Annotated in this window: 26 protein-coding genes; 13 read left to right on the forward strand and 13 right to left on the reverse strand. The window is 55.8% G+C overall.

Annotated features, from left to right (window positions below; all coding sequences use genetic code 11):
• Positions 1 to 51: 51 nt before the first annotated feature.
• Together fabG and EDB94_RS05640 are read left to right on the forward strand one after the other, a co-directional pair.
• Complete coding sequence (fabG, locus tag EDB94_RS05635; RefSeq protein WP_014578046.1) at positions 52 to 795, forward strand: 3-oxoacyl-[acyl-carrier-protein] reductase; 744 nt, start codon at positions 52 to 54, stop codon at positions 793 to 795.
• A 25-nt stretch (positions 796 to 820) separates the two neighbouring features.
• A complete protein-coding gene (locus tag EDB94_RS05640) occupies positions 821 to 2,713 on the forward strand; it encodes an alpha/beta hydrolase (protein ID WP_108017711.1) in 1,893 nt (630 codons plus the stop codon).
• A 9-nt stretch (positions 2,714 to 2,722) separates the two neighbouring features.
• On the opposite strand, the gene EDB94_RS05645 is transcribed toward EDB94_RS05640, so the two are convergent.
• The 4 genes from EDB94_RS05645 to EDB94_RS05660 all read right to left on the reverse strand — a co-directional run bounded on the left by EDB94_RS05645 (position 2,723) and on the right by EDB94_RS05660 (position 5,860).
• Positions 2,723 to 3,412 carry a hypothetical protein gene (locus EDB94_RS05645; protein ID WP_108017712.1) on the reverse strand — a complete coding sequence of 230 codons (690 nt, stop codon included), beginning with the start codon at positions 3,410 to 3,412 and terminating at the stop codon, positions 2,723 to 2,725.
• Between the two features lie 84 nt (positions 3,413 to 3,496).
• Positions 3,497 to 4,291 (reverse strand): transporter substrate-binding domain-containing protein, encoded by a 795-nt coding sequence (locus EDB94_RS05650; protein ID WP_260312514.1) that lies wholly within the window; start codon positions 4,289 to 4,291, stop codon positions 3,497 to 3,499.
• A 107-nt stretch (positions 4,292 to 4,398) separates the two neighbouring features.
• Positions 4,399 to 5,118 (reverse strand): DnaJ domain-containing protein, encoded by a 720-nt coding sequence (locus tag EDB94_RS05655; protein WP_108017713.1) that lies wholly within the window; start codon positions 5,116 to 5,118, stop codon positions 4,399 to 4,401.
• Between the two features lie 46 nt (positions 5,119 to 5,164).
• On the reverse strand, positions 5,165 to 5,860 hold the full coding sequence (locus tag EDB94_RS05660) for a hypothetical protein (RefSeq protein ID WP_062782169.1): 696 nt from the start codon (positions 5,858 to 5,860) through the stop codon (positions 5,165 to 5,167).
• 189 nt (positions 5,861 to 6,049) lie between these two features.
• Here EDB94_RS05660 and EDB94_RS05665 point away from each other — a divergent pair, with 189 nt between their 5' ends.
• Positions 6,050 to 6,823: a hypothetical protein gene (locus EDB94_RS05665; RefSeq protein WP_146162193.1), complete on the forward strand. Its 774-nt coding sequence runs from the start codon at positions 6,050 to 6,052 to the stop codon at positions 6,821 to 6,823.
• 33 nt (positions 6,824 to 6,856) lie between these two features.
• Here EDB94_RS05665 and EDB94_RS05670 read toward each other — a convergent pair whose 3' ends face one another.
• Both EDB94_RS05670 and EDB94_RS05675 read right to left on the reverse strand, forming a co-directional pair.
• A complete protein-coding gene (locus EDB94_RS05670; RefSeq protein ID WP_008172436.1) occupies positions 6,857 to 7,285 on the reverse strand; it encodes an organic hydroperoxide resistance protein in 429 nt (142 codons plus the stop codon).
• A 115-nt stretch (positions 7,286 to 7,400) separates the two neighbouring features.
• Positions 7,401 to 7,856, reverse strand: a complete 456-nt coding sequence (locus EDB94_RS05675) for a GatB/YqeY domain-containing protein (RefSeq protein WP_108017715.1) — start codon at positions 7,854 to 7,856, stop codon at positions 7,401 to 7,403.
• Positions 7,857 to 7,991: 135 nt separating this feature from the next.
• On the opposite strand from EDB94_RS05675, the gene ltaE reads away from it, so the two are divergent.
• Complete coding sequence (ltaE, locus tag EDB94_RS05680) at positions 7,992 to 9,002, forward strand: low-specificity L-threonine aldolase (RefSeq protein ID WP_108017716.1); 1,011 nt, start codon at positions 7,992 to 7,994, stop codon at positions 9,000 to 9,002.
• 72 nt (positions 9,003 to 9,074) lie between these two features.
• On the opposite strand, the gene EDB94_RS05685 is transcribed toward ltaE, so the two are convergent.
• Positions 9,075 to 10,670 carry a BCCT family transporter gene (locus tag EDB94_RS05685; protein WP_008172442.1) on the reverse strand — a complete coding sequence of 532 codons (1,596 nt, stop codon included), beginning with the start codon at positions 10,668 to 10,670 and terminating at the stop codon, positions 9,075 to 9,077.
• Between the two features lie 154 nt (positions 10,671 to 10,824).
• Here EDB94_RS05685 and EDB94_RS05690 point away from each other — a divergent pair, with 154 nt between their 5' ends.
• The 3 genes from EDB94_RS05690 to EDB94_RS05700 all read left to right on the forward strand — a co-directional run bounded on the left by EDB94_RS05690 (position 10,825) and on the right by EDB94_RS05700 (position 12,921).
• Positions 10,825 to 11,718, forward strand: coding sequence for a patatin-like phospholipase family protein (locus EDB94_RS05690; RefSeq protein WP_008172443.1), 894 nt, complete (start codon positions 10,825 to 10,827; stop codon positions 11,716 to 11,718).
• Positions 11,719 to 11,808: 90 nt separating this feature from the next.
• Positions 11,809 to 12,477, forward strand: a complete 669-nt coding sequence (locus tag EDB94_RS05695) for a glutathione S-transferase family protein (RefSeq protein ID WP_008172445.1) — start codon at positions 11,809 to 11,811, stop codon at positions 12,475 to 12,477.
• A gap of 66 nt (positions 12,478 to 12,543) precedes the next feature.
• Complete coding sequence (locus tag EDB94_RS05700; protein ID WP_108017717.1) at positions 12,544 to 12,921, forward strand: cupin domain-containing protein; 378 nt, start codon at positions 12,544 to 12,546, stop codon at positions 12,919 to 12,921.
• 9 nt (positions 12,922 to 12,930) lie between these two features.
• Here EDB94_RS05700 and EDB94_RS05705 read toward each other — a convergent pair whose 3' ends face one another.
• The gene (locus EDB94_RS05705) at positions 12,931 to 13,716 is read right to left on the reverse strand and encodes an alpha/beta fold hydrolase (RefSeq protein WP_108017718.1); all 786 of its coding nucleotides are present in this window, start codon (positions 13,714 to 13,716) and stop codon (positions 12,931 to 12,933) included.
• Between the two features lie 185 nt (positions 13,717 to 13,901).
• Between EDB94_RS05705 and EDB94_RS05710 the strand changes: the two genes are divergently transcribed.
• Together EDB94_RS05710 and EDB94_RS05715 are read left to right on the forward strand one after the other, a co-directional pair.
• The gene (locus EDB94_RS05710; RefSeq protein ID WP_108017719.1) at positions 13,902 to 15,515 is read left to right on the forward strand and encodes a GMC family oxidoreductase; all 1,614 of its coding nucleotides are present in this window, start codon (positions 13,902 to 13,904) and stop codon (positions 15,513 to 15,515) included.
• Between the two features lie 22 nt (positions 15,516 to 15,537).
• Complete coding sequence (locus EDB94_RS05715) at positions 15,538 to 16,269, forward strand: SDR family oxidoreductase (RefSeq protein WP_108017720.1); 732 nt, start codon at positions 15,538 to 15,540, stop codon at positions 16,267 to 16,269.
• Between the two features lie 60 nt (positions 16,270 to 16,329).
• Here EDB94_RS05715 and EDB94_RS05720 read toward each other — a convergent pair whose 3' ends face one another.
• Together EDB94_RS05720 and EDB94_RS05725 are read right to left on the reverse strand one after the other, a co-directional pair.
• The gene (locus EDB94_RS05720) at positions 16,330 to 17,637 is read right to left on the reverse strand and encodes a carboxylate--amine ligase (RefSeq protein ID WP_014578068.1); all 1,308 of its coding nucleotides are present in this window, start codon (positions 17,635 to 17,637) and stop codon (positions 16,330 to 16,332) included.
• Between the two features lie 225 nt (positions 17,638 to 17,862).
• Positions 17,863 to 19,002 carry a mechanosensitive ion channel family protein gene (locus EDB94_RS05725; RefSeq protein WP_108017941.1) on the reverse strand — a complete coding sequence of 380 codons (1,140 nt, stop codon included), beginning with the start codon at positions 19,000 to 19,002 and terminating at the stop codon, positions 17,863 to 17,865.
• 164 nt (positions 19,003 to 19,166) lie between these two features.
• Here EDB94_RS05725 and EDB94_RS05730 point away from each other — a divergent pair, with 164 nt between their 5' ends.
• Positions 19,167 to 19,352, forward strand: coding sequence for a hypothetical protein (locus EDB94_RS05730; RefSeq protein ID WP_014578070.1), 186 nt, complete (start codon positions 19,167 to 19,169; stop codon positions 19,350 to 19,352).
• Positions 19,353 to 19,360: 8 nt separating this feature from the next.
• Here EDB94_RS05730 and EDB94_RS20685 read toward each other — a convergent pair whose 3' ends face one another.
• Positions 19,361 to 19,519, reverse strand: a complete 159-nt coding sequence (locus EDB94_RS20685; RefSeq protein WP_008172456.1) for a hypothetical protein — start codon at positions 19,517 to 19,519, stop codon at positions 19,361 to 19,363.
• A gap of 80 nt (positions 19,520 to 19,599) precedes the next feature.
• The gene (locus EDB94_RS05735) at positions 19,600 to 19,929 is read right to left on the reverse strand and encodes a rhodanese-like domain-containing protein (RefSeq protein ID WP_108017721.1); all 330 of its coding nucleotides are present in this window, start codon (positions 19,927 to 19,929) and stop codon (positions 19,600 to 19,602) included.
• A 72-nt stretch (positions 19,930 to 20,001) separates the two neighbouring features.
• On the opposite strand from EDB94_RS05735, the gene EDB94_RS05740 reads away from it, so the two are divergent.
• The 3 genes from EDB94_RS05740 (at position 20,002) to EDB94_RS05750 (ending at position 20,994) form a co-directional block, all read left to right on the forward strand.
• Positions 20,002 to 20,205, forward strand: a complete 204-nt coding sequence (locus EDB94_RS05740; RefSeq protein WP_008172460.1) for a hypothetical protein — start codon at positions 20,002 to 20,004, stop codon at positions 20,203 to 20,205.
• Positions 20,206 to 20,313: 108 nt separating this feature from the next.
• On the forward strand, positions 20,314 to 20,490 hold the full coding sequence (locus EDB94_RS05745; protein ID WP_014578073.1) for a DUF1328 domain-containing protein: 177 nt from the start codon (positions 20,314 to 20,316) through the stop codon (positions 20,488 to 20,490).
• Positions 20,491 to 20,541: 51 nt separating this feature from the next.
• Positions 20,542 to 20,994 (forward strand): MgtC/SapB family protein, encoded by a 453-nt coding sequence (locus EDB94_RS05750; RefSeq protein WP_014578074.1) that lies wholly within the window; start codon positions 20,542 to 20,544, stop codon positions 20,992 to 20,994.
• A gap of 150 nt (positions 20,995 to 21,144) precedes the next feature.
• Here the strand turns inward: EDB94_RS05750 and EDB94_RS05755 are convergent, their stop codons facing one another.
• Complete coding sequence (locus EDB94_RS05755) at positions 21,145 to 21,609, reverse strand: AtaL-like protein (protein WP_181259009.1); 465 nt, start codon at positions 21,607 to 21,609, stop codon at positions 21,145 to 21,147.
• Positions 21,610 to 21,611: the final 2 nt, after the last annotated feature.

The following is a 21,611-nucleotide window of genomic DNA, read 5'->3' on the forward strand; positions in this document are numbered from 1 at the left end:
CAATAATAAGGAATAACAACCAGAGCGGACCACCGCTCCAGGGAGGATTTCATGCAGGATCTGAAGGGCAAGGTCGCCCTCGTAACCGGTGCCTCACGCGGCATCGGTCGTCACATCGCACTGCAACTTGCCCAACGCGGCGCCGACGTCGCCATCAACTACCGCTCCCGCCAGTCTGAAGGCGAAGAAGTCGCCAAAGAAATCGAGGCAACCGGCGTCCGGGCACTTTCCTTCAAAGCAGACCTGTCAAAAATGCCGGAAGCGCGCAGCCTGGTTCGCCAGGTCCAGGAACAGTGGGGCCGTATCGATATCCTGGTGAACAACGCCGGCATCACCAAAGACAAGTCCATGAAGAAGCTTACCGACGACGATTGGAACGACGTTCTCGACACCAACCTGGGCAGCGTCTACGCCACGTGCTCCGAAGTGTTGAAGATCATGATGGATCAGAAATACGGTCGCATCATCAACATCACCTCTTTCGTCGGGCAGGCGGGCAACTTCGGGCAAGCCAACTATGCGGCCAGCAAGGGGGGCATTATTGCGTTTACCAAGACCCTGGCACTGGAAATGGCAAAGTACAACATCACGGTCAATGCCATTGCCCCGGGCTTCACTGAAACCGAAATGCTGGCCCAGGTCCCGGAGAATATCCGTGAACAGATCATTGCCAGGGTTCCGATGGGTCGTTTTGGCAAGCCGGAGGAAATTGCCCGCGCCGTGGTCTTCCTGGCCGCAGAAGGCGATTACATCACCGGCCAGCAGATCAACGTTAACGGCGGCGTTTACATGTAACACCTGAAAGACAGAAGGCGAAAAAATGGCTGACAAACCAATAAAAAAGCAATCAACGCCTGACTTCGAACCCAATGTGGTAAGCCGCTCTCTGGCGCGAGTGGGTGTCCATGGTGGTCACCTGCTCAAGCGCTCCATAATGCGACGTTTGCGCGGTGGCCCGCCCAATCCGGCCAGCGTGGGGAGCATGACCAAACCCTTCGTCACCCTGACCGGCAAGCTTGCAACCCAGCCAGACACGCTTCTGTTTGCACAGATGCGGCTGCTCAAGGACACCAGTCTGTTCTGGTCTGGCATTCTGGCCAGCGGTATTGGCAAGAAACCGTTGACCGTAGCCGAACCAGAGCCTGGCGACGGTCGCTTCCGTGACCAGGCCTGGAACGACGTCATCGCCTTCAACGCCCTCAAGCAGGCGTATTTACTGTCAACTCGCTGGGTGATGGACACCATCGACGATGTCCGGGATCTGGATGATCACGATAGACGGAAAGTCCGTTTTTTCACCAGCCAGATGACCGACGCCCTCGCACCCAGCAACTTCATTCTGAGCAATCCGGAAGTGTTGCGCACAACCGTCAAGACACGAGGCAAGAACCTCCTACGCGGCCTCGCCAACCTGCTGCGTGATCTGGACGAAGGCAAGGGCCCCATGCCTTTCCGCATGTCCGACCCGGACGCGTTTGAGGTGGGCGACAATCTGGCCAACACACCCGGCGACGTGGTGTTCCAGAACGACCTGATGCAACTCATCCAATACCGGCCGACCACCGAGACCGTCCATCGCCGGCCCTTGCTGGTGATACCGCCCTGGATCAACAAGTATTACATCCTTGATCTTGGCGAGAAAAAATCGTTCATCCGTTATTGGGTGGAACAGGGCCACACCGTGTTTGTGGTTTCCTGGGTAAATCCCGGCCCGGAGTTGGCACACAAGACCTTTGAAGACTACATGCTCGAAGGTCCGGTCGCCGCGATGGATGCCATTGAACAGGCAACCGGTGAGAGCGAAATCAACACGGTTGGATACTGCATCGGTGGCACCCTGCTTGGTTGCACACTTGCCTGGCTGGCGGCCCGCGGGGATGATCGGGTAAAAAGCGCGACGTTTCTCAACAGCATGATGGATTTCTCGGAAGTCGGCGATCTCGAAGTGTTCATCGACGAGGACTCTATTGCCAAAATCGAAAAGGCCATGAACAAACAGGGCTATCTTGAAGGCGCTTCCATGGCAACGGCCTTCAACATGCTGCGGGCCAACAGTCTGATATGGTCTTTTTTCGTCAATAATTACCTTCTCGGCCGCGACACTGCGCCCTTTGACCTGTTGTACTGGAACTCGGACGCCACCCGCATGCCAGCGGCCATGCACAGCTTTTACCTCCGCAATATGTACCTGAACAACCGGCTGCGTGAGCCCGGGGGTATTACACTGGCGGGTACACCGATCGATTTGAGAAAGGTAAAGGCCCCCGCCTACTTTGCATCTGCGATTGAAGACCACATCGCACCCTGGATCTCCTGCTACAAAGGCGCACGTAACCTGGGCGGCCCGTTGCGTTTTGTCCTCGGCGGTTCAGGGCACATCGCCGGCATCATCAATCCGCCCGAGAAGAAGAAGTACGGCTATCGCCTGAACGAAGACAACCCGGCCAATCCAGAGGAATGGCTGAAAGGTGCCGAGCAGTTTGAAGGTTCCTGGTGGCCCGATTGGGTGGCTTGGGCCGAGCAGTTCGGTGGCGGTGAAGTTAAGGCTCGCATTCCGGGAGAGGGCAATCTGCCGGTTATTGAACCGGCGCCCGGGGCTTACTTGCGCAACGAGCCGGCGCCTCCAACCCCAATAGTCAGAAAACCAAGGCAACCGTCGAGAAGGAAAGCGGCTTCCGGTAAACAGAAAGTAAGGTCTCCCGAGGGCGCCTGAGTCGGCGCCCTACTTCAGTTCGGATACCAGATCGCCGTTCCGACAGTTTTCAATCGCGCCTTTAATGCGGTTCATATCTGCCTTCGCTAGCGTGTCCCGAGACATATAGAGAGAGACAGGCAGCGTGCCCGCGGGCTGTTCGAAGACATTCACAACCTCCGGGCCGAACAGATCCCCGACAAGAAGGGCGGGCAGAACGATGGCATCCAGGCGGTCGTAGTGAAGCATGGCGACCAACTGCATCCAGTCCGTCACCTCTTCGATTCTCGGGTTTTTGTCGGTAATGAACTGTTCACCAACAAAGCTCCGAGGCAGCCCATATTTAAGGCCCGAGGTTTCAGATATCGGCGGAAGTTGGCGATTCGAGACAAAAACATAGTCCGCCGAAAATAACTCACCGGCGAACTCGCCGATTCTGTCCCGACGCTCACTCTGGGCAAGGGGCAGAACCATCGAGACTTCTCCCGAGTGCAAATACCCCAGGCCTCTTTTCAGAGGCACCTGAATATACTGGGGCTGGATGTCAGCGCGATCAAAGACACATTCGTAGAGCGGCGCCAGGGACCCATGGAGCTTGCCATCGGAGTACCCGATCACGCCCTTCAATCCTTCACCAACGGCGACAGGAACCGAAGCGGCCGCAAGTTTCGAAAAGAGAACCAGCACGCCAATGACGATTGGAAAGGTTAAATAATGCATCGCTCCGCTCCATGAGGCTGCACGCTTTCACTTTATACGCACACGATCGTCCACGTTCGCTTGGTTTTCCGTAAGGATCTGTACTTATCGCCCCAGATACCTGAAACGTAGCACATTCTGATACTTATCGATGTATTTCTGATTGATGAGACCAATCACACCCGATTTCCGCAAATCGTCGAAGCATTGATCAAAGGCTGCGGCGAATGCGGGGTTCCGAAAAACCATCTTGTGCGGCGCCGGGTTGAAGATTGGCGCGAAACGAAAAGCATCAGACTGCGAGGGCCAGCTTTCACCGCGGCGCTTCTTGTCGAAGATTCTTCGGTTCACTTCGGCGACCACGAATCCGTCGGCCAGGATCGCATCGACCCGGCCCATAAACAGTAGCCGGGATTGAATGGTCTGATCGGCGATCTCGGTGAGGGAGGCGAATTCGGGTACATTGTCGCTGATTCCCAGCACATCGACCCCTTCGCGGAAGGTCACCACGTCAAGACCGGCGAGGTCTGTGAGCCTTTCGATCGGGCCTACTCGAGAATGATTGTAGAAGGCACCGTTCTGGTACCAGATGTAGGCGGATGTGGAATAACCGGGAAGACGCCAGTGCAAAGGTACTGTGGCAATAGCATCGAAGTCCTGACGATCCGTGTAGGTTCTTGCATGGCGCTCAAAAGGCTGCATGATGAATTCGGCCTCAAATCCGCACTCATCGAAAGTCGCCAAAACCAATTCAATATCTCGCCCCTCGAGACTTGGCTCCGCTGCCCCCGGTATCTCAGCAGCAAGAACTGTTAGCCGCGGCAGTGGCTCCGAATTCGCGACCAGCGGGAACCCTGTCAGAAGCAATAAAAAACACTGGGCGAGCGTTGAAATCTTCAAACCGCTGTCTTCTCACCTCGGGCTAAAAAGTTCAGTTTTTGAACAATATCCTTATCCCGGCGTGCAGGCAATCACTCTGAGCAAATGCCTGCAAACCAGGATGCACCTCAGCCCAGGAGACACTCCTTGGCCTCATTGATGCGCGCCGCCAGGTAATTGCTGCCACCATGGTCCGGGTGAAGTTTTTGCATCATCCTTCGGTGAGCCTTGATGATCTCTTCGCGACTGGCTCCGGGCTCGAGCCCCAGGATGTCCAGCGCTTCGCTCTCGGTAAGCGGGCCGCTCGTATTGCCACTGCCGCCCGACGGATCGCTTTCAGAGGCCGCCTCATCGTCTGCTCGCCAGGAGTCTCCGAACCGGCGATCCAGGTAAGTTTCAAGTAGCCGGGCAGAATCCTCGTCCTGGCCGCGGCAATAGCGCAATAGCTCGAGGAACTCGCTTTCGCTTAGCTCCGCCAGTTCTCTCCCTTCCATCGGGCCCTTGATGATCTTGCCGCTCATGATTCCCGAGTCGTGGTCCAGAGTCATTTCCAGAATATCGCTGGAAACATGGGACTGGTTGCCCGACTTGGCCCCGGCACCGCCGGCCACGCGACCGAGCCCACCACGTAATAGAGATGGCAGCAGGCGACGCAACAGAGGATAGAGAAAGGCCAAACCGGCGAAGACAAAATGCAGTCGCCCGGTTACAGCCAGCAAGACGACGATGCCGATACCGGCCAGCAGAACCAGCTTGAGAATGGCGGCATTGCGCTGACTGGCAGGCTGATTGCGCAACCACACCCAGGCCACAACCGCGACAACGATGGCAACAAGCGTTAAAGGCACTCAAATACCCCGGGCACACCGGCCCATCAATGGATTCTCACAAACACTATCGGATCTGTCTGGTCAGGCGTTTCACTTCCGGGGAACTACGGCTGGAAAAATCTTGCAGCGCCTTGGCTCCTCCGGAAGCATAGACCGCAACTGCCGCCATAAGATCCTTGAGCACCTGAGGACTGTTACGGTCAAAGGGTGCGTATGCGCCCCCTGAAAGCTTGCTCACCTGCTGGAAAACCGCCCTTGCATGGGCATCATTGCCCTCATGAAACATGAACACCGGTGTGCGCAGCATTCCCAGTTCCCCGGCGGTGTGACAGAGCTCGTCCACCGGTTCCTCGCAACAGTCACCGATAAACACCACAGCTTTGACGGGCTTTGCACGGGTCTCTTTCACCGCGTGGGCCAATACCCGGCTGATCTGGGTGCGCCCACCGAGGCAGGAAACGCCGTTCATCAGATTCAGCAACTGCCCGGTTTCGGTCACAAACCCCGTGGCCTTGAACTCACCGAAGCCACGGTAGTAGCAGAGCTGAATGGCCAGGCCACCCAGATCCCGGGTTGCTATGAACAGTTCGCTCTGCAGATGGCAGGCCTGGTCCCAGGTAGCTTCCCGGCTTGCAGTCGCGTCCAGCGCGAAAATCAGCCGCCCCTGCCCGCCACCCTGCTTGGGCAACGTGCGAACCTCATTGATAAACTGGTCGATCGCCTGTTTGTCGGATCGGGTGCGTAGCTCTTTATCGGACATAGGCTCCTGGAAATCACGGCGGCTGAAAAAACTGACGCTAAAATAGTAGGGCATAGATCGCGCAATTCACAGGTTTGACGAGGGCAACGCATGGTGAAAACAGGGCGTTGGTACCGAATCAGGAGTGCGGCCAGATTCCGGCTTTTGCTCCTTGCTCCCCTGCTTTTGACCGCCATTGCGCTGCCGAGCATGGCGCATGCTTCAAACACGTATTACCTGCTCTATCGCCAATGGCAGCCTTACGATTGGCCCGAGAATGTGCCATCTGCCAACGAGGTCACCCGCTCACAGCGAGGACTCGGCTGGCAAGCCCAGGGCTCTGGCAGCGTCTTAGGTATTGATTACGATTACCAGCCACTACGCATCCGTACAGGCGAGCCGGCCCACAACGGGCACCTGCATCGGTTAACCTCCGGTGGCGAATGGCGGCATCAGCTCTACCGCCTGGAAGCGCGGGCCGGCATCGCCGGTACCTCCAATATGTTCAAATATCAGGATTTTCACAGCGATGTCCTTAACGGGCGTGTCGCGGTCTTTCGGGCCGTAAACAGCTCCAGCGCCCTGAGCCTGGGTATCGGCGGCGATCACAGGTTCGGCTCCTTCCGTTGGCTCCCCAGAGCACGCTGGGAACAAAGCAACGCACACGGCCATTGGCTGGTAGACCTGCCTGTTTTGATGCAGTGGCAGAGCCCGGGGCAGGTTTGGGCGTTCCGGGTGGAACGAAACGGGGACCGTTGGGCCACGCTGGACAAGGACAGGGAAGTAGAAAGCGCGCTCTATTTACGCGAGTGGAGAACCCAACTGACTTATCGGCTGCACCAGGGGGGACAATCCTGGCCAACCATCGTTCTTGGTATAGGAGCCAGTCTGGCTACCCGTGTTCAATACAAGGACCTGAACACGGGCACCGAGGATCTGAGCCTTGGGGATGCCCTGCTGGCAAGCCTCAGGCTCGATTGGTAGATCCAGGTTCCGAGACCGGATCCAAACCGGGTATCAGCCTACCCGGTTGAGTGTTACGTCGATGTTGCCACGGGTCGCGTTGGAATATGGGCAAACCTTGTGCGCTTCATCGATCAGCTGCTTGGCCTCGGCGTCGTCCATACCCGGGAGGCTGATGCGCAATTCCACTTCAATGCCAAACCCATTGGGGATCTGGCCGATGCCAACCACGCCTTCAATGGAAGCATCCTCCGGCATCTTGAGCTTGTCGCGACCGGCCACAAATTTCATGGCGCCGATAAAGCATGCGGAATAGCCTGCAGCAAAAAGTTGCTCCGGGTTGGTCCCCTTGCCGCCGGCACCGCCCATTTCTTTCGGGGTTGCCAGCTCTACATCGAGAATGCCGTCTGACGAAATGGCACGGCCGTCACGACCACCGGTTGCTTCTGCATGGGCACGATAGAGCACTTGTTCGATAGACATAACACTTTCCTTTTTCCTTCGAATTTGAACAGAAATACCTTCCGAGGCATTTCCGCGCGACGATTTTCTAAACGACGCGTCGCCCCGTTTTATGCGATAGAAATGGTTAACTGGATCAACCCGCCAGCGCGGCCCGCACTTTCTTGCTCAAATGCCCCATCTCAACCCGGCCAAGTACCTGGGGCTTCAGTTCATTCATCACCTTACCCATGTCCTGCATGCCCTGGGCATCCGTTGAACTGATGGCCATCCGAATCAACCCGTCAAGATCATCCTCGCTGAGGGCCGCCGGCATGAACTCCTCAATGATCACCATTTCCGCTCGCTCTTTATCGCCCAGTTCCTTGCGGCCGGCTTCATCGTACTGACTGGCCGCGTCGCGGCGCTGTTTGAGCATCTTGTCCAGCACCTTGAGAACATCCTCGTCATTGAGCTCGCGGCGTTCATCAATCTCGATCTGCTTCACGGCAGACTGGGCCATGCGCAAAGTAACCAGGCGGGTTTTATCCTTGTTCCGCATTGCTTCTTTTACCGCGCTGTACAGTTGTTCCTTAAGGGTTGGTGCCGTCATTGCTGATCTCCTGTTGTTTGGCTTTGTTCTGTTTTATGGGGACGAATCGGGAATAATGCAAAGGGTGGGAATTCCATGATTCCTGCTGCACTGTAGAATGCAGGCATCCGAGGAAAGAAAAAGGCGCCAGGAACAATGATTGATTTCCGCAGCGATACTGTGACCCGCCCTACCCCCGAGATGCGCGAAGCCATGGCCAGCGCCGAGGTGGGAGACGATGTCTATGGCGACGACCCGACGGTTAACAGCCTGCAGGCCTACGCCGCCCAGCGGCTCGGCTTCGAAGCGGCCCTTTTTACTGCCACAGGCACCCAGGCTAACCTGCTTGCCATCATGAGCCATTGTGGCCGCGGGGATGAGTATCTCTGTGGCCAGTCCGCTCACAATTACAAGTATGAGGGCGGAGGCGCCGCGGTGCTGGGCAGTGTCCAGCCCCAACCGATCGAGAACGAGCCGGACGGGAGCATTGATCTGGAAAAAGCCCGGGCCGCGATCAAGGCGGACGATTTTCATTTTGCCGTCACCCGTCTGCTCTCCCTTGAGAACACCATCGGAGGCAAAGTACTGCCCCTTGAGTACCAGGCGCAGGCCCGTGCGTTCTGCGACGAACACGGGCTTCTTCTGCACCTGGACGGCGCACGTGTCTTCAATGCCGCCGTAAAATCAAACTGCGATGTCACCGAAATAACCCGGCACTACGATTCCGTCAGCGTGTGTCTGTCCAAAGGCCTGGGCGCACCGGTCGGATCGCTGTTGCTGGGGTCGGAATCATTCATCAAGCGGGCCACCCGGCTGCGCAAAATGGTGGGAGGCGGCATGCGCCAGGCCGGCATTCTGGCCGCCGCGGGACGTATCGCGCTCGAAAAGGGGCCGCTTAGACTGCTCGAGGACCATGAAAACGCCGAATACCTGAGCAACGGCCTGGCAAAGATTCCGGAACTTGAGGTCAACCCGGCCAGTACCCAGACCAACATCGTTTACGCAAGGTGCAAGGCGGGCCAGGCGTCACAGCTGAAAGACTACCTGGCCGAACAGGGCATCCTGATTACGGCCGGAGACCCGATCCGCTTTGTGACCCACCAGGATGTCAGCCGTGAGGATGTCGACACGCTGCTGACGGCCATCCGGCAATTCTACCCGTCCTGACCGGATACTCTCGCTCAAAAAAGGGCCCCTCAATGAGGGGCCCTTCCAGCGTCACCTTATATCAGCCTGGGGTTACACCATCTTGCCTTCGGCAATCAGCAAGCGGCGTTCATGATGAAGGCCTTTGAACAGGCTGTAGGTCATCACCAACAGCACCAGCGTAAACGGCAGCCCGACACTCAGGGCGCCAGCTTGCAGAGCGTTGAGGGCTTGTTCACCGCCAACGAACAGAAGCACCCCGGCAATGGTCCCTTCAGTGACCGCCCAGAAGATGCGCTGGGCTTTCGGGGCATCGGTCTTGCCGCCAGACGTGATGCTGTCAATCACCAGGGAACCGGAATCTGAGGATGTAACGAAGAACGTCAACACCAGAGTGATCCCGATAAACGAGGTGATTCCAGACAGTGAGATATTTTCCAGCATCTGGAACATGGCCAACGACACTTCGGTAAGACCCTCGGAACCCAACACGCCAATCTCGTTCTGGACCTGATTAAGCGCCCCGCCTCCGAATGCGCTCATCCAGAACAGAGTAATGATGGTCGGGATGATCAGAACCGCCGTGACGAACTCACGCACCGTGCGACCATGGGAGACCCGCGCGATAAACATACCTACGAACGGTGACCAGGAAATCCACCAGGCCCAGTAGAAGACCGTCCAACCATGGAACCAGGTGGTGTCTTCCTCGCGGCCAAAGGGATTACTGAGCGAGAACATATTGGACGCGTAGGAGACCGACGTATCCCAGAGCCACTGGAACACGGCAAGTGTGGGGCCGGCAAATATTACAAACAGAAGCAGCAGCCCGGCCATGATCATGTTCGCGTTACTGAGAATCCGGACACCACCATGGATCCCCCGAATCACGGAGAGGGTAGCAACAGCCGTAACGCCGGCGATCACGCCGACCTGAATATTCAGGCCTCCCTCAATATCAAACAGGTAGGAAATACCGGATGCCGCTTGCTGGGCGCCAAACCCCAGCGAGGTTGCAAGACCAAAGATGGTCGCCAGCACCGACACAGTGTCGATAACATTGCCGGGCCACCCCCACACCTTGTCTCCCAGAATTGGAAAAAAGGCAGAGCGAATGGTTAGCGGCAGGCCTTTATTAAAGGCAAAAAACGACAGCGAGAGCCCGACAATCGCGTAGATTGCCCAAGGATGCAGACCCCAGTGGTACATCGTTGCGCCCATCGCAAGGCGGGCACCCTCAGCAGTGTTTGGCTCAACACCCAGGGGCGTTCCATACCAGTCGGTGTAATAGGCCACCGGCTCGGCAACCGACCAGAACATAAGCCCGGTACCCATACCAGCTGCGAACAACATGGCAAACCAGGACAGCAGAGAGAACTCTGGCTTGGCATCAAGCCCGCCAATCCGAATCTTGCCCACCGGCATGAAAATAAGGGCCAGACAGAAAACAACAAACAGGTTTGCGCTGAGAAGAAAGCCCCAGTCGAACACAGCGATCGCACCATTCTTGGCGCTATCGAGCAACTCCTTTGCACCTGCGGGGAAAATAAGTGTTCCGACAACGAAGGCAACAATCAGGATTGCGGTTAACGGAAATACGATATTGTGGATATCGAAGCCGAACTTCTCGATATTATCCTGACCGGCTACGTAGTCGGTCTGATAATCGTCTGAAATGACGTCACCCAATGTGAGGACTCCTATGACTGCATAACCCGGCAGTCGGTTGGAAAGTTTACCTCTCTAAGTGCCACCCCAATATTTTGAACTCTAAGAATTAAAATTTCCAACTCTGTTAGACTTGGGCGCTACGAATCCTCGCAAGGCCTGAAGGTTCCCGCTGATGAAACTCAACCCCTTTAACACCCGCATCGGTCTGGCTCTGGGAGGCGGCGCTGCCAAAGGCATTGCGCACATTGGTGTGCTGAAAGCGTTTGAAGAAGAGCAAATCAAGATTCATTGCATTTCGGGTACGAGCGCCGGCGCGCTTATCGCGAGCTATTACGCTTTCGGCCGCCCGGCGGAATCCATCCTCAGCATTTGCTCAACACTGAACCTCTCCAAAATCATCAACTTTACCTTTGAGCGCGGCGGGCTGTTCAGCACCAACGCCATTCGGGAGATGATTCACCGCGATCTGGGCGATGTCCGGATCGAGGACGCCGAGATTCCGCTGGCCATCTGTGCCACGGATATCGAAACCGGTGAACAGCTGATCTTCCGGGAAGGCAATCTGGCGGATGTCGTCTGCGCCTCAATGGCGGTTCCCGGCCTGTTTGTACCTGTTGAAATCGATGGGCGGATTCTGGTGGACGGGGGGCTGGTGGAAAACGTCCCCATTTCGCCATTGGCCAAAATGGGTGCTGGTATTACGGTGGCCGTTGATCTCAGCCATGTCAGCCGTTATCCGAAGCCGGACAACACCTTCGATGTCATTTCCAACGCCATCAACATTGGCATCGATTTCAACACCCGCAAGCAACTGAAGCATGCCGACATATCGGTACCTCTGGACCTGAGCGACTACAGCCTTACCAATAACGCCGACCGCGTTGACGAGCTTTATCGGGAAGGCTATCACCCGATGAAGAAGAAGATCCGCCAGGTACTCTGGTACAAACGGATGCATGTTGCCATAAGCCTTCTGAAAACAACCCGAACGTTGATGCCCTTCAAGGTGCCCGAGATTCTGAAGGAGCTCAGGCGCCACGGCTTTGCGGTGCGCAATCGTAATTAGCCACTTAATCACCGACAGCGGTGAACCAAAACGCTCTTTGCAGACTACTCTTCACACCCGACCATTTTTCAATGCGAACGGAGCTAGCGCATGATTACAGTTCACCACCTCAACAACTCCCGCTCACAGCGCGTTCTCTGGATGCTGGAAGAACTGGGTGTTCCCTACGAGATCAAGCATTACCAGCGAGATCCCAAGACCATGCTGGCCCCCGAAAGCCTGAAAAAGGTGCACCCGCTTGGAAAATCCCCGGTGATCACAGACGGCGATCTGGTGGTGGCCGAATCCGGTGCCATCATTGAATACCTGGCGCACACCTACGGCAAAGACACCATGCTCCCGGAGAGCGGGGGGCAAGCCTGGCTCGACTACACCTATTGGTTGCACTACGCCGAAGGCTCATTGATGCCGCCTCTGGTGTTGCGCCTTGTCTTCGAAAAGGTAAAAACCAGCCCGATGCCGTTCTTTGTTAAACCTGTCGCCAAAGGCATTTCGGACAAAACCAACGAGATGTTTATCGGCCCGATGATCAAGACCCACCTGGATTTCGTGGAAAGCCATCTGGCGAAGAACACCTGGTTCCTGGGGGACAAACTGAGCGCGGCGGACATCCAGATGAGCTTCCCGCTTGAGGCTTCCGTAGCCAGGGGCATCGTCGGCAGGAACCGGCCTCACATCAGCGGATGGGTCAAACGCGTTCATGCCCGACCGGCTTATCAGAGGGCGCTCGAGAAAGGCGGTGATTACGACTTCGCCTGAAGACCGGCGATCTGATTGCGGCTAAAAGGAGTATCAAATACTGAATTCACGGATGGAGATACTGGAATGAAAGAAGTTCGCAGAACCACGCTACCCGTTGTGGAAATGGCGAAAAGCAACGAAGAGTTCCGGCAGGTATTATGGACCGGAGATCATACGCAACTCGTTCTGATGGCCATTCCCGAAGGCGGCGAGATTGGCGGTGAAGTTCACGAGGGACATGATCAACTGCTTTATTTCGTCTCGGGCGAGGGAGAAGCGACGATCGGCGAAACGAAGGTTCCTGTAAAGGCGGGCGACGTCAGCATCGTGCCCTCGGGTACCTTTCACAACTTCAGTAACACCGGAAACGGCATGCTCAAGCTTTACACAACCTACTGCCCACCAGAGCACGCCCCGGGAACCGAGCATGAAACCAAGCAAGAAGCGGATGCCGCGGAATGAATCCGCGGCCTACAGTCGCTTCAAGAAATTATCCAATGCCTGATTAACCGGATCCGGATGCGACAGATTTGCGGCGTGCCCTGCACCTGGAATCACGACCAATTCCGCATCCGGGATCTTGTCCGCCATCACCTGTGCCCGCTCCATCGGAATCGCAATGTCAGCATCGCCATGGATAATAAGCGTGGGCTGGGAAACCTCTGAAAGACGCTCTGTCAGGTCATCGCGGCTTGCCAGCGTCTGGAAGTTGTTGCCGATGTTTGCCGCCGACATCGTTTTCCACTTTTCCTTCCAGTGTTCACTGTCAGGGTAATCACTTCCCAGAATGATGTTGGCAATGGTGGTACCCACTTCCGGGGTCAGCCCCTGCTCCATAAAAGAACTGATCAGTTGCTGGTAGAGGGGCAGTTTTTCTTCCTGCTCGGTGCCTGCCTGGCTATCAAGCATCACCAGGCCGACCACCCGATCAGGATGAGTCAGAGCACACCGTAGTGACATGAAGCCACCCTGAGACATCCCTACCAGAACGGCTTTTTCTACGCCCAGATGCGTGAGCAGTGCAGCCAGGTCATCTGCCGAGTCGTAGTAACTGAAGGGCTCGGGCTGGGCAACGGCGGTGAGCCCGTGCCCACGCTCATCCCAGGTGATACAACGGAAACGGTCGCGAAACGCCGACACCTGCGGAGCAAACATGTCGTGGTCCATCAGCAGACCGTGCGAGAACACCACGACCGGTCCAGTCCCGCCAGTGTCCTCGTAGTAAAGCCTTTGGCCATTTACCTCGGCGAAAGCCATCACACATCCTCTTTTGTTGTTTGTTGTCGGATCAGCATAGCATCCTATGCTCTTAGCAGTCTGTCCATCTGCCAAGAGGCGCTCGGCCAGGCGATGGTCTAACCTTGATCCTGCATCTCGTTGACTGCGGCCTTTTCTGGCTCAGAAAGCGTACACCCAAAACAAAAACAGGAACCGGGGACCGTATGATTTTTGATTACATCATTGTAGGTGGCGGATCGGCTGGCGCCGTGATGGCGGCGCGATTGAGTGAGGACCCTGATGTCAGCGTCTGTCTCCTGGAGGCAGGCGGCAAGGGCGATCACTTGTTGACCCGCGCGCCAGCTGGTGTGGTCGCGATCATGCCCGGCCATGGCAAGATCAACAACTGGGCGTTCAATACAGAGCATCAGCCCGAGCTGGCTGGGCGTCGAGGATTCCAACCCAGAGGCCGTGGGCTGGGTGGTTCCAGCCTGATCAACGCAATGCTTTATGTGCGTGGACACAGCGCGGATTATGATGGATGGGCCGAGCTGGGTTGCGACGGATGGGGATGGGACGATGTTTTGCCCTACTTCCGCAAAGCGGAATGCCATGAAGGTGGAGCCAGCGAATACCATGGGGCCGATGGCCCACTGCATGTTTGCAAACAGCGATCACCAAGGCCCATTTCCGAAGCCTTTATCGAAGCGGCTAAAGAGCACGGCTATCCCGCAAGCGACGACTTCAATACCGGCGACAACGAGGGCGTTGGCCTCTATGAAGTTACCCAGTTTCATGACACCGAACGCAACGGTGAACGCTGCTCCACCGCTGCGGCGTATTTGTATCCGATCATGGAACAGCGCAACAACCTAAAGGTTGTGACCGGTGCCCGTGCGACCCGAATTCTTTTTAACGGAAAACGTGCTTCCGGCGTTGAGTATCGACTCAAGGGCCGATCGCTCACGGCCTCAGCCAACCGCGAAGTCATCCTATCCGCCGGTGCCTTCGGCTCCCCGCAGTTACTTCAGCTATCCGGAGTGGGAAACCCTGAAGACATCCTCCCGCACGGTATTCCCATGATTCACGAGCTGCCGGGCGTCGGCCGAAATCTGCAGGATCATCTGGATTTCATTCTGGCCTACAAGTCCGCGGATACCGATAACTTTGGCTTCAGTTTAACGGGCATGAAAAACATGCTTCGCCATTCCCTCCAATGGCGAACGGCTGGGACGGGTATGATTGCCTCGCCCTTTGCAGAGGGGGCGGCATTCCTGAAGTCTGACCCGGAACAGGACAAGCCAGACCTGCAGCTGCACTTCGTCGTCTCCATCGTGGAGGATCATGCCCGTAAACTGCATTGGGGACACGGCTTCAGTTGCCACGTCTGCAACCTGCGGCCGAAATCCCGAGGGCGTGTTTTTCTGCTCAGCGCCGACCCAATGGCCGATCCCGGCATCGACCCCAACTATCTGTCCGATCCAGACGACCTGAATCTGACTATCAAAGGCGCAAAAATCACCCGGGAGATTCTCGAAGGGCCTGCACTCTCGCCGTACCGACAATCCGAAATGTTCGGCGTTCACGACGGCATGAGCGATGAGGAATGGGAACGCCACATTCGCGCCCGCGCGGATACGATCTATCACCCGGTAGGCACCTGCAAGATGGGCATAGATGATCTGGCCGTGGTTGACTCCAGCCTCAAGGTTCACGGGCTTGAGGGTTTGCGGGTGGTCGACGCTTCAGTCATGCCGACTTTGATTGGTGGTAACACCAACGCCCCGACGATCATGATTGCCGAAAAGATCGCCGATACGATTCGAACCGACGGATAAAGGCCTCACTACAGGTGCCAAAATGACAACAAAAGACAAACCAGTTGCTCTAATCATCGGGGCCGGAGACCACCTAGGTTCTGCCATCGCCCGGCGCTTTGCAAAGGAAGGCTTCCACCTTGTGGTCACCCGCCGGCGCGGGGATCTTGATCTTCTCAGCTCGGAAATTCAGGCTCTCGGCTCGAGCGCGACAGCCATCCACTCCGATGCAAGGGACGAAGACCAGGTCATTGAGCTGATTGAACGCGTTGAGTCAGAGCATGGCCCAATACGGGTAGCCGTCTTCAACGTTGGCGGAAACGTTCGATACGATATCTGCGAGACCAGCACCCGGATCTACCGGAAAGTCTGGGAGATGTGCGCACTGGCCGGTTTTCTGGTCGGGCGCGAGGTCGCAAAGAAAATGCTGCAACGCAATGAAGGCACACTCCTCTTTACCGGCGCCTCCGCCAGCCTCCGCGGCGGACGCGGCTTTGCGGCCTTTGCCGGCGGTAAGCATGCGTTGCGCGCCCTGGCGCAAAGCATGGCAAGGGAACTGGGCCCTCAAGGGATACACGTCGCTCACGTGGTGGTGGATGGCCTCATCCGCAATGAAGCCACGGCAGAATTTTTGCCAGACCTCTATGCGAGCAAGGGCGAGGACGGCATTATCGAGCCCGACGACCTCGCGGAAATCTATTGGCAGCTACACAACCAGCCACGCTCAGCCTGGACTTTCGAGCTCGATGCGCGGCCTTTCTCAGAGAAGTGGTGACGCCCCGTAGAAGCTGAGTCGGACTATCAGGAGCCGGGTATCAGCCGGCTCCTGTCGTTCCTAGACGTAGAAGTCCAGCTCCTCCTGGGATTTCAGAAGATCCCGCATCTTGATCGGATCGTCACCGAAGAAGAACACAAGCCCCCAGTGAGTACCAAAAGCGGATCGGTCCGGAACTGTTTCCTCCGCAGGGGCCACCAGCTCGTGAGACTCGAAGTAAGGATGCTCAATGCACTCTTTGGGCATTTCCAGCTTGCTCACCACGCGGCGTCTCGGATACACACCAAAGCAGCCGGCATAACCTTTAGCATCGACCACTTCGCGGGGGAAGAAGGCATCGACCTCTTCCTTGGTGCTCTTGGGATCAAACACCAGCATGGAAGCCTGGTAGGCATTGAATCCATACGCGCGTTCAATCAATTCGAAGGCCTTGAACCCGGGTGGGCGATACGCAACTTCGCCAAAGTACATGGTGCCGTCGCTGGTTACAAAGTACTCCGGATGGATCAGACCGAACTGGATATCAAATGTTTTGACCAGCAACTCGATCTGCTTGGTGATTGCTTCGCGCCAGCTTTCAAGTTCCTTCGTGGCAGGAACAAATACCGAGTAACCCAGGGTGACGTACTCTGAAATATTCAGGAATTTGATTTTGCCATCGTGGATCCAGGCCTCAACAGCGAATTCCCAGCCACTCAGGTGACTTTCCATGAGCAGGGGGTATTCCTCGTCCGGAATCGTATCGATTTCTTCCAGCGTCCGGATCATGCGGTGACCCAGGCAGCCGGCTTTATCGAAGGCCTTCACGTGAATCGGATCGTCCGGGTCACCATCCAGTTTGAGCAGCGTCTGGTTAACCCGCTTCATGAAGCGAATGATGTCATCCTTTTCGTGGGCTTCTTCGAAAATCCCGACGCGAATACCACCAAGCTGGGCCCGACGTTTCATCAGCGCCTTGTCCCGGAACAAAATGGACTGGCCGTACATACGCGGATTATTCAACAGGACAGAGTTGATCGCGCCTGACCATTCCACCGTTTCCTCGAACAATGGGATTGCGACATCCACGCCTTCGGCTTTCAGCTTTTCAGCGATTTCCATGGACCGATCGTTCAGGCGAACAAAATCCCAGGGGATGAAAGGAATATTGTTGGCCGTGCAAAAATCGGCAGCCCAATCCGGGGCAACCACGATATAGCGGCGATCGAACTTTTGAGCCGCCTTGATCGCATTAATACTCCAGCCCAGAAGGGCAATATAGCCCTTGTTTGGATCCTTGGGTGTTTCCGTTCCGAGTACCGAGTCCATGGAGGGATCGCGCCAGGCCAGCACTTCCTGCGACATTTTGGATTCCGGTGTGATCGCCATAAGTTAACCTTTTATATTCGAAATAACGCAAAGGGCATTGGCAACAGCCCGATACGTCAGACCAGAGTGTCCCAGCCAAACGCGGAAATTAGTTTCCATACACAACAATCTAGACCCTTACAGGCCAGGAAGCGAGCCCGACCCTCCACTATCAAGACGATTGCGAAAGGATCTCGAGTCAAAAGATGCAAGCATCCAAAGGCCTGCCTGCAGAGATTTTCCGTTTTATCCCCGCAGCCTGTAGAAGGGTTCTAGAACCGGCTTCAATCCTTTTGCATCGTCAATGAACAGCTGCAGATGCGGGAAGGGAATCTCTATACCGGCGGCATCCAGGGCTTCTTTCATCTGCTCGAGAATATCGGCCATGATTCTGGGCCGAACATCCAGGTTATCCGGCGTTATCCACACTTTGACTTCGAGGTTCACTGACGAATCACCGAGGCTTTTGAGCAAAACACGGGGCTCCATGCCAGCGCCCTGCAAAACTTCGGGATGAGCCAGCAAAACCGGCATCAGCACTTCCCTCGCCGCCTTCGCAGATTCCTTGTAAGCAATCCCCACGGGAATATTCAGGCGTGTCACGCCCTCTGCGCTGTAATTGATGATATCCGTGGAGGCAACACTGTCGTTTGGAATCATCGTGAAGATATTATCCCGGGTTCGCAGCCAGGTGGTTCGCAAGGCAATCTTCACCACTTTGCCTTCCTGTCCGTTGATAGTGACCCAATCACCGATGCGAAAAGGCCTTTCAATGAGCAGGGTGATACCCGCAATGAAATTGGAGAGAGTGGATTGCGCTGCAAAACCAACGGCAATACCGACGATGCCCAGACCGGCGATAATCGACACAACATCGAAACCGAACTGGGCAAGCACCGATACCACCGCAAGGGTTGCGGCGATAACCGCAAACAGATTCTCGACCAGTTGCCGGATGGAAGGATCCATTCGATAGCGTGAAGTGCCTTCCTTGATCAGACGCCGGAAAACTACCCAGACCACGTAGAAACCGAGGACCATGAAACCCGCCCTCGCCATCGCCTTAAGAACCTCAGGAGAAACCCCGAATTGCGCAAGAATAACTACCAGCGCACCCAACCCGGCCAGATAGCGCAGGCCGCTGCGCATCTGGATGTAAAGAGGGGTTTTGGTTCGCCGCTCACCAAGGCCCAGCCTGATGGCAGCGATCAGAATCAGATAAACGCCCAGGAAGACGCCAAGGTAGATTACAGAGACCAGCAGCTGGCCGAGTATCTGTACCAGCAACGCACCCCAGTCGAGATTCTCGCCTGACACTGCCTGAAAGGCATCGCCAAGATTTCGACGGAGCTGTTCAATCAAATCTGCACCGAATGATTCCATCATGATCTGCACGACACCTTTGCTGTCCATACATCAAGTAAAGGCGCGAATGGCATTTTGCTCAAATGCCGACCCGAGCCTCTTTGAAGCGTATGTGCAAGTTACATTGACGGATCACTCTGCAAGGTGCTCAATATAAGAACGACGACCTTGTGGAGGAGATAACAATGAAATGGATTGTGCTCGCAGTAATTGTCGCGATCATCGCCGTCTGGCTGTATCGGGGCAAACGCAAAAACTATATTGAAGATCCTGATGTGAAAACATTCGATGAGAAAGACTACTACCTCACATCGAATGACAACGCCTCAGATGACGAGTCCTCCCCCGATCAGAGCAATCCTCGTCACTGAGATGGGCGTTACTTTTTCAGGCTGATCTGCTTTGAACCCGTGGGGGATACTTGTCCGCTTTTGCCCTTGCCGACGTATTCCACAGATCCGCCCGCTTTCAAAAACGCGGCTGTCTGTTCTTCAATCGCAGCAGAGGTCAGGGTAACTTTCTCGGGTTTCTTGCTCATAGTGATATCCAGGTCGGGATGGCTTAATTAATATCGTAAGCCCTCCATTATACCTGAAGTGGCTAAAAATTGTTCGTTCCCTATAGACTACGCGCTTCACGCGCCTCAGCCACGCTCCCCTTGTTCTCAACATTTGTATAACCGGCACGCTCCAGAGCCGATTTTGCTTTACCTGCCCTGTTGCCACTGCGGCAATAAAGATTAATCTCGGTGTCTTTGTCCGGGAACCTCTCGGTAACCTCCGCAACGATCTGGTCATGCGGAATCAGCGGGTCTCCATCTATGTGGCTTTGCCGATGTTCCGCCTCTGTGCGGACATCGATCCACACGGGCTTTGCATGCGCTACTATCGGTGCCAGCGCAAGTGATAGCAGGATTAGCACCGCTTTCACTGAAAAAGACACTCTCATAACCAACTTGCTCCCTATTTTGAGACTCTACAATTAGTCTATACGGGTAAACTTGCCGGAGGAGTTCACCGCATGGAAACCGCTGACATCTTCCTGTCGCTGCTGTTCGGCTGCATCGGTTTCGCCTATTTCATGTATGGCCGGCGCAGGAAAAACATCGTCACCCGCTACTGCGGCATTGCCATGATCCTGTATCCCTACCTGGCCAGCAGCGCCTGGGAGATGCTGGCAGTGGGTGTGGGGCTCATGGTTGTGCCACGGTTTGTCGAACTCTGATGCCGGATTAATGCCCCGTTACTATCCCTTCACAAAGACGCCTGAAAGTTGCGCACTGCCCCTCCGCGTGCCACGGTTAGAACACAACCCTGAAAAGGAGGATGGCAAATGCTCTATTGGGCTATCGTCTGTCTGGTAATCGCGATCATTGCGGGCGTTCTTGGTTTTGGAGGTATTGCAGGAACGGCCGCCGGCTTTGCGAAGATATTGTTCTTCATTTTTCTGGTACTGCTGGTTGTATCTTTAATAGTGAACGTCTTCCGGGGCAAGGGCCCCAAAGTCTAGGGCATGTCCCGAACGCCAAAATACACTTAACCTTTCCGTTGGGGACCTCGCATGTTCGAGAGTGAAATCCCACCACTGGACATCATTGTCCGCCTGCTCATGGCCGCCGGTTTGGCGCTGGTACTCGGGCTTGAGCGGGAACTGCGAGGGAAACCCGCGGGGCTCCGCTCTCACATGCTGGTTTCCGTAGGAGCCTCTGCATTCATTCTGATTGGCTTGCATATCCTGATGACGACCGCAGAAGGCGACCCTTCGGCACGGATAGACCCGTCGCGGATCGTTGAAGGTGTGATCGGCGGTATCGGGTTTCTCGGCGCCGGCTGCATTATTCAAAGCCGCGGAAGCGTTCAGGGCATTACCACCGGCGCTTCCATCTGGATTTGCGGAGCGATCGGTGTCGCCTGCGGTCTGGGCACGCTGGTTCTTGCCAGCATGGTGACCGTGTTGGCACTCATTATCATGGTTGTGCTGGGCCGGTTTGAACGGGAAATGATCGAGGAATGACGAACTGGCAGGCCAGCATGTCGTCCCGGCTGAGCTGAAATCCTAGAGCCGCTCAATAGACTTGAGCAGAGAATTGAAAGCCCTCGAAAAGCTCGAAGTTTGAACCGGGCGCTAAAACAGAACCAGGTCTGCAAAAGCTGCCGTTGGAAATCAGAATACCCCTGTCTCAGCCAACTGCCGAATGATCTGAATCGTCTCAATGTCTGTGGCTACATAGGCCTGTTCAAGATACTGGTCATAGGGCATCGAATCACCACGGTTCTCGATGCTCGCTGTTTCATACCGGAAACGGACAAACAGTGATGCCGGCTCGGGCTCTTCGATATCCATAACAAGTGTTGCGGCCGGGAGGGTAGCCGTTGGCTGGGTCCGATACTCTATCCTCGCCTCGTGCCAGAAAGTGACTTCATCGACCACCTGCAGTCCCGGCAGCTGGAGGCTACGCTTCAGGTAAGCCGGACCCTGATCCAGAACCTCGTAATCATCGACACCAACGAGGAACTTGTCCGGGCGCCGGGCCCTGAGCACCAGCCCCTCCCACACCTGGAATCGGGTCAGAACCGGTAGCTCCGGCTTGGTCAGGTCGTTTATCTGAACGATATGCTCGAACGTCATCT

Source organism: Marinobacter sp. 3-2, from assembly GCF_003751355.1.
GTDB classification, from domain to species: Bacteria; Pseudomonadota; Gammaproteobacteria; order Pseudomonadales; family Oleiphilaceae; genus Marinobacter; species Marinobacter adhaerens.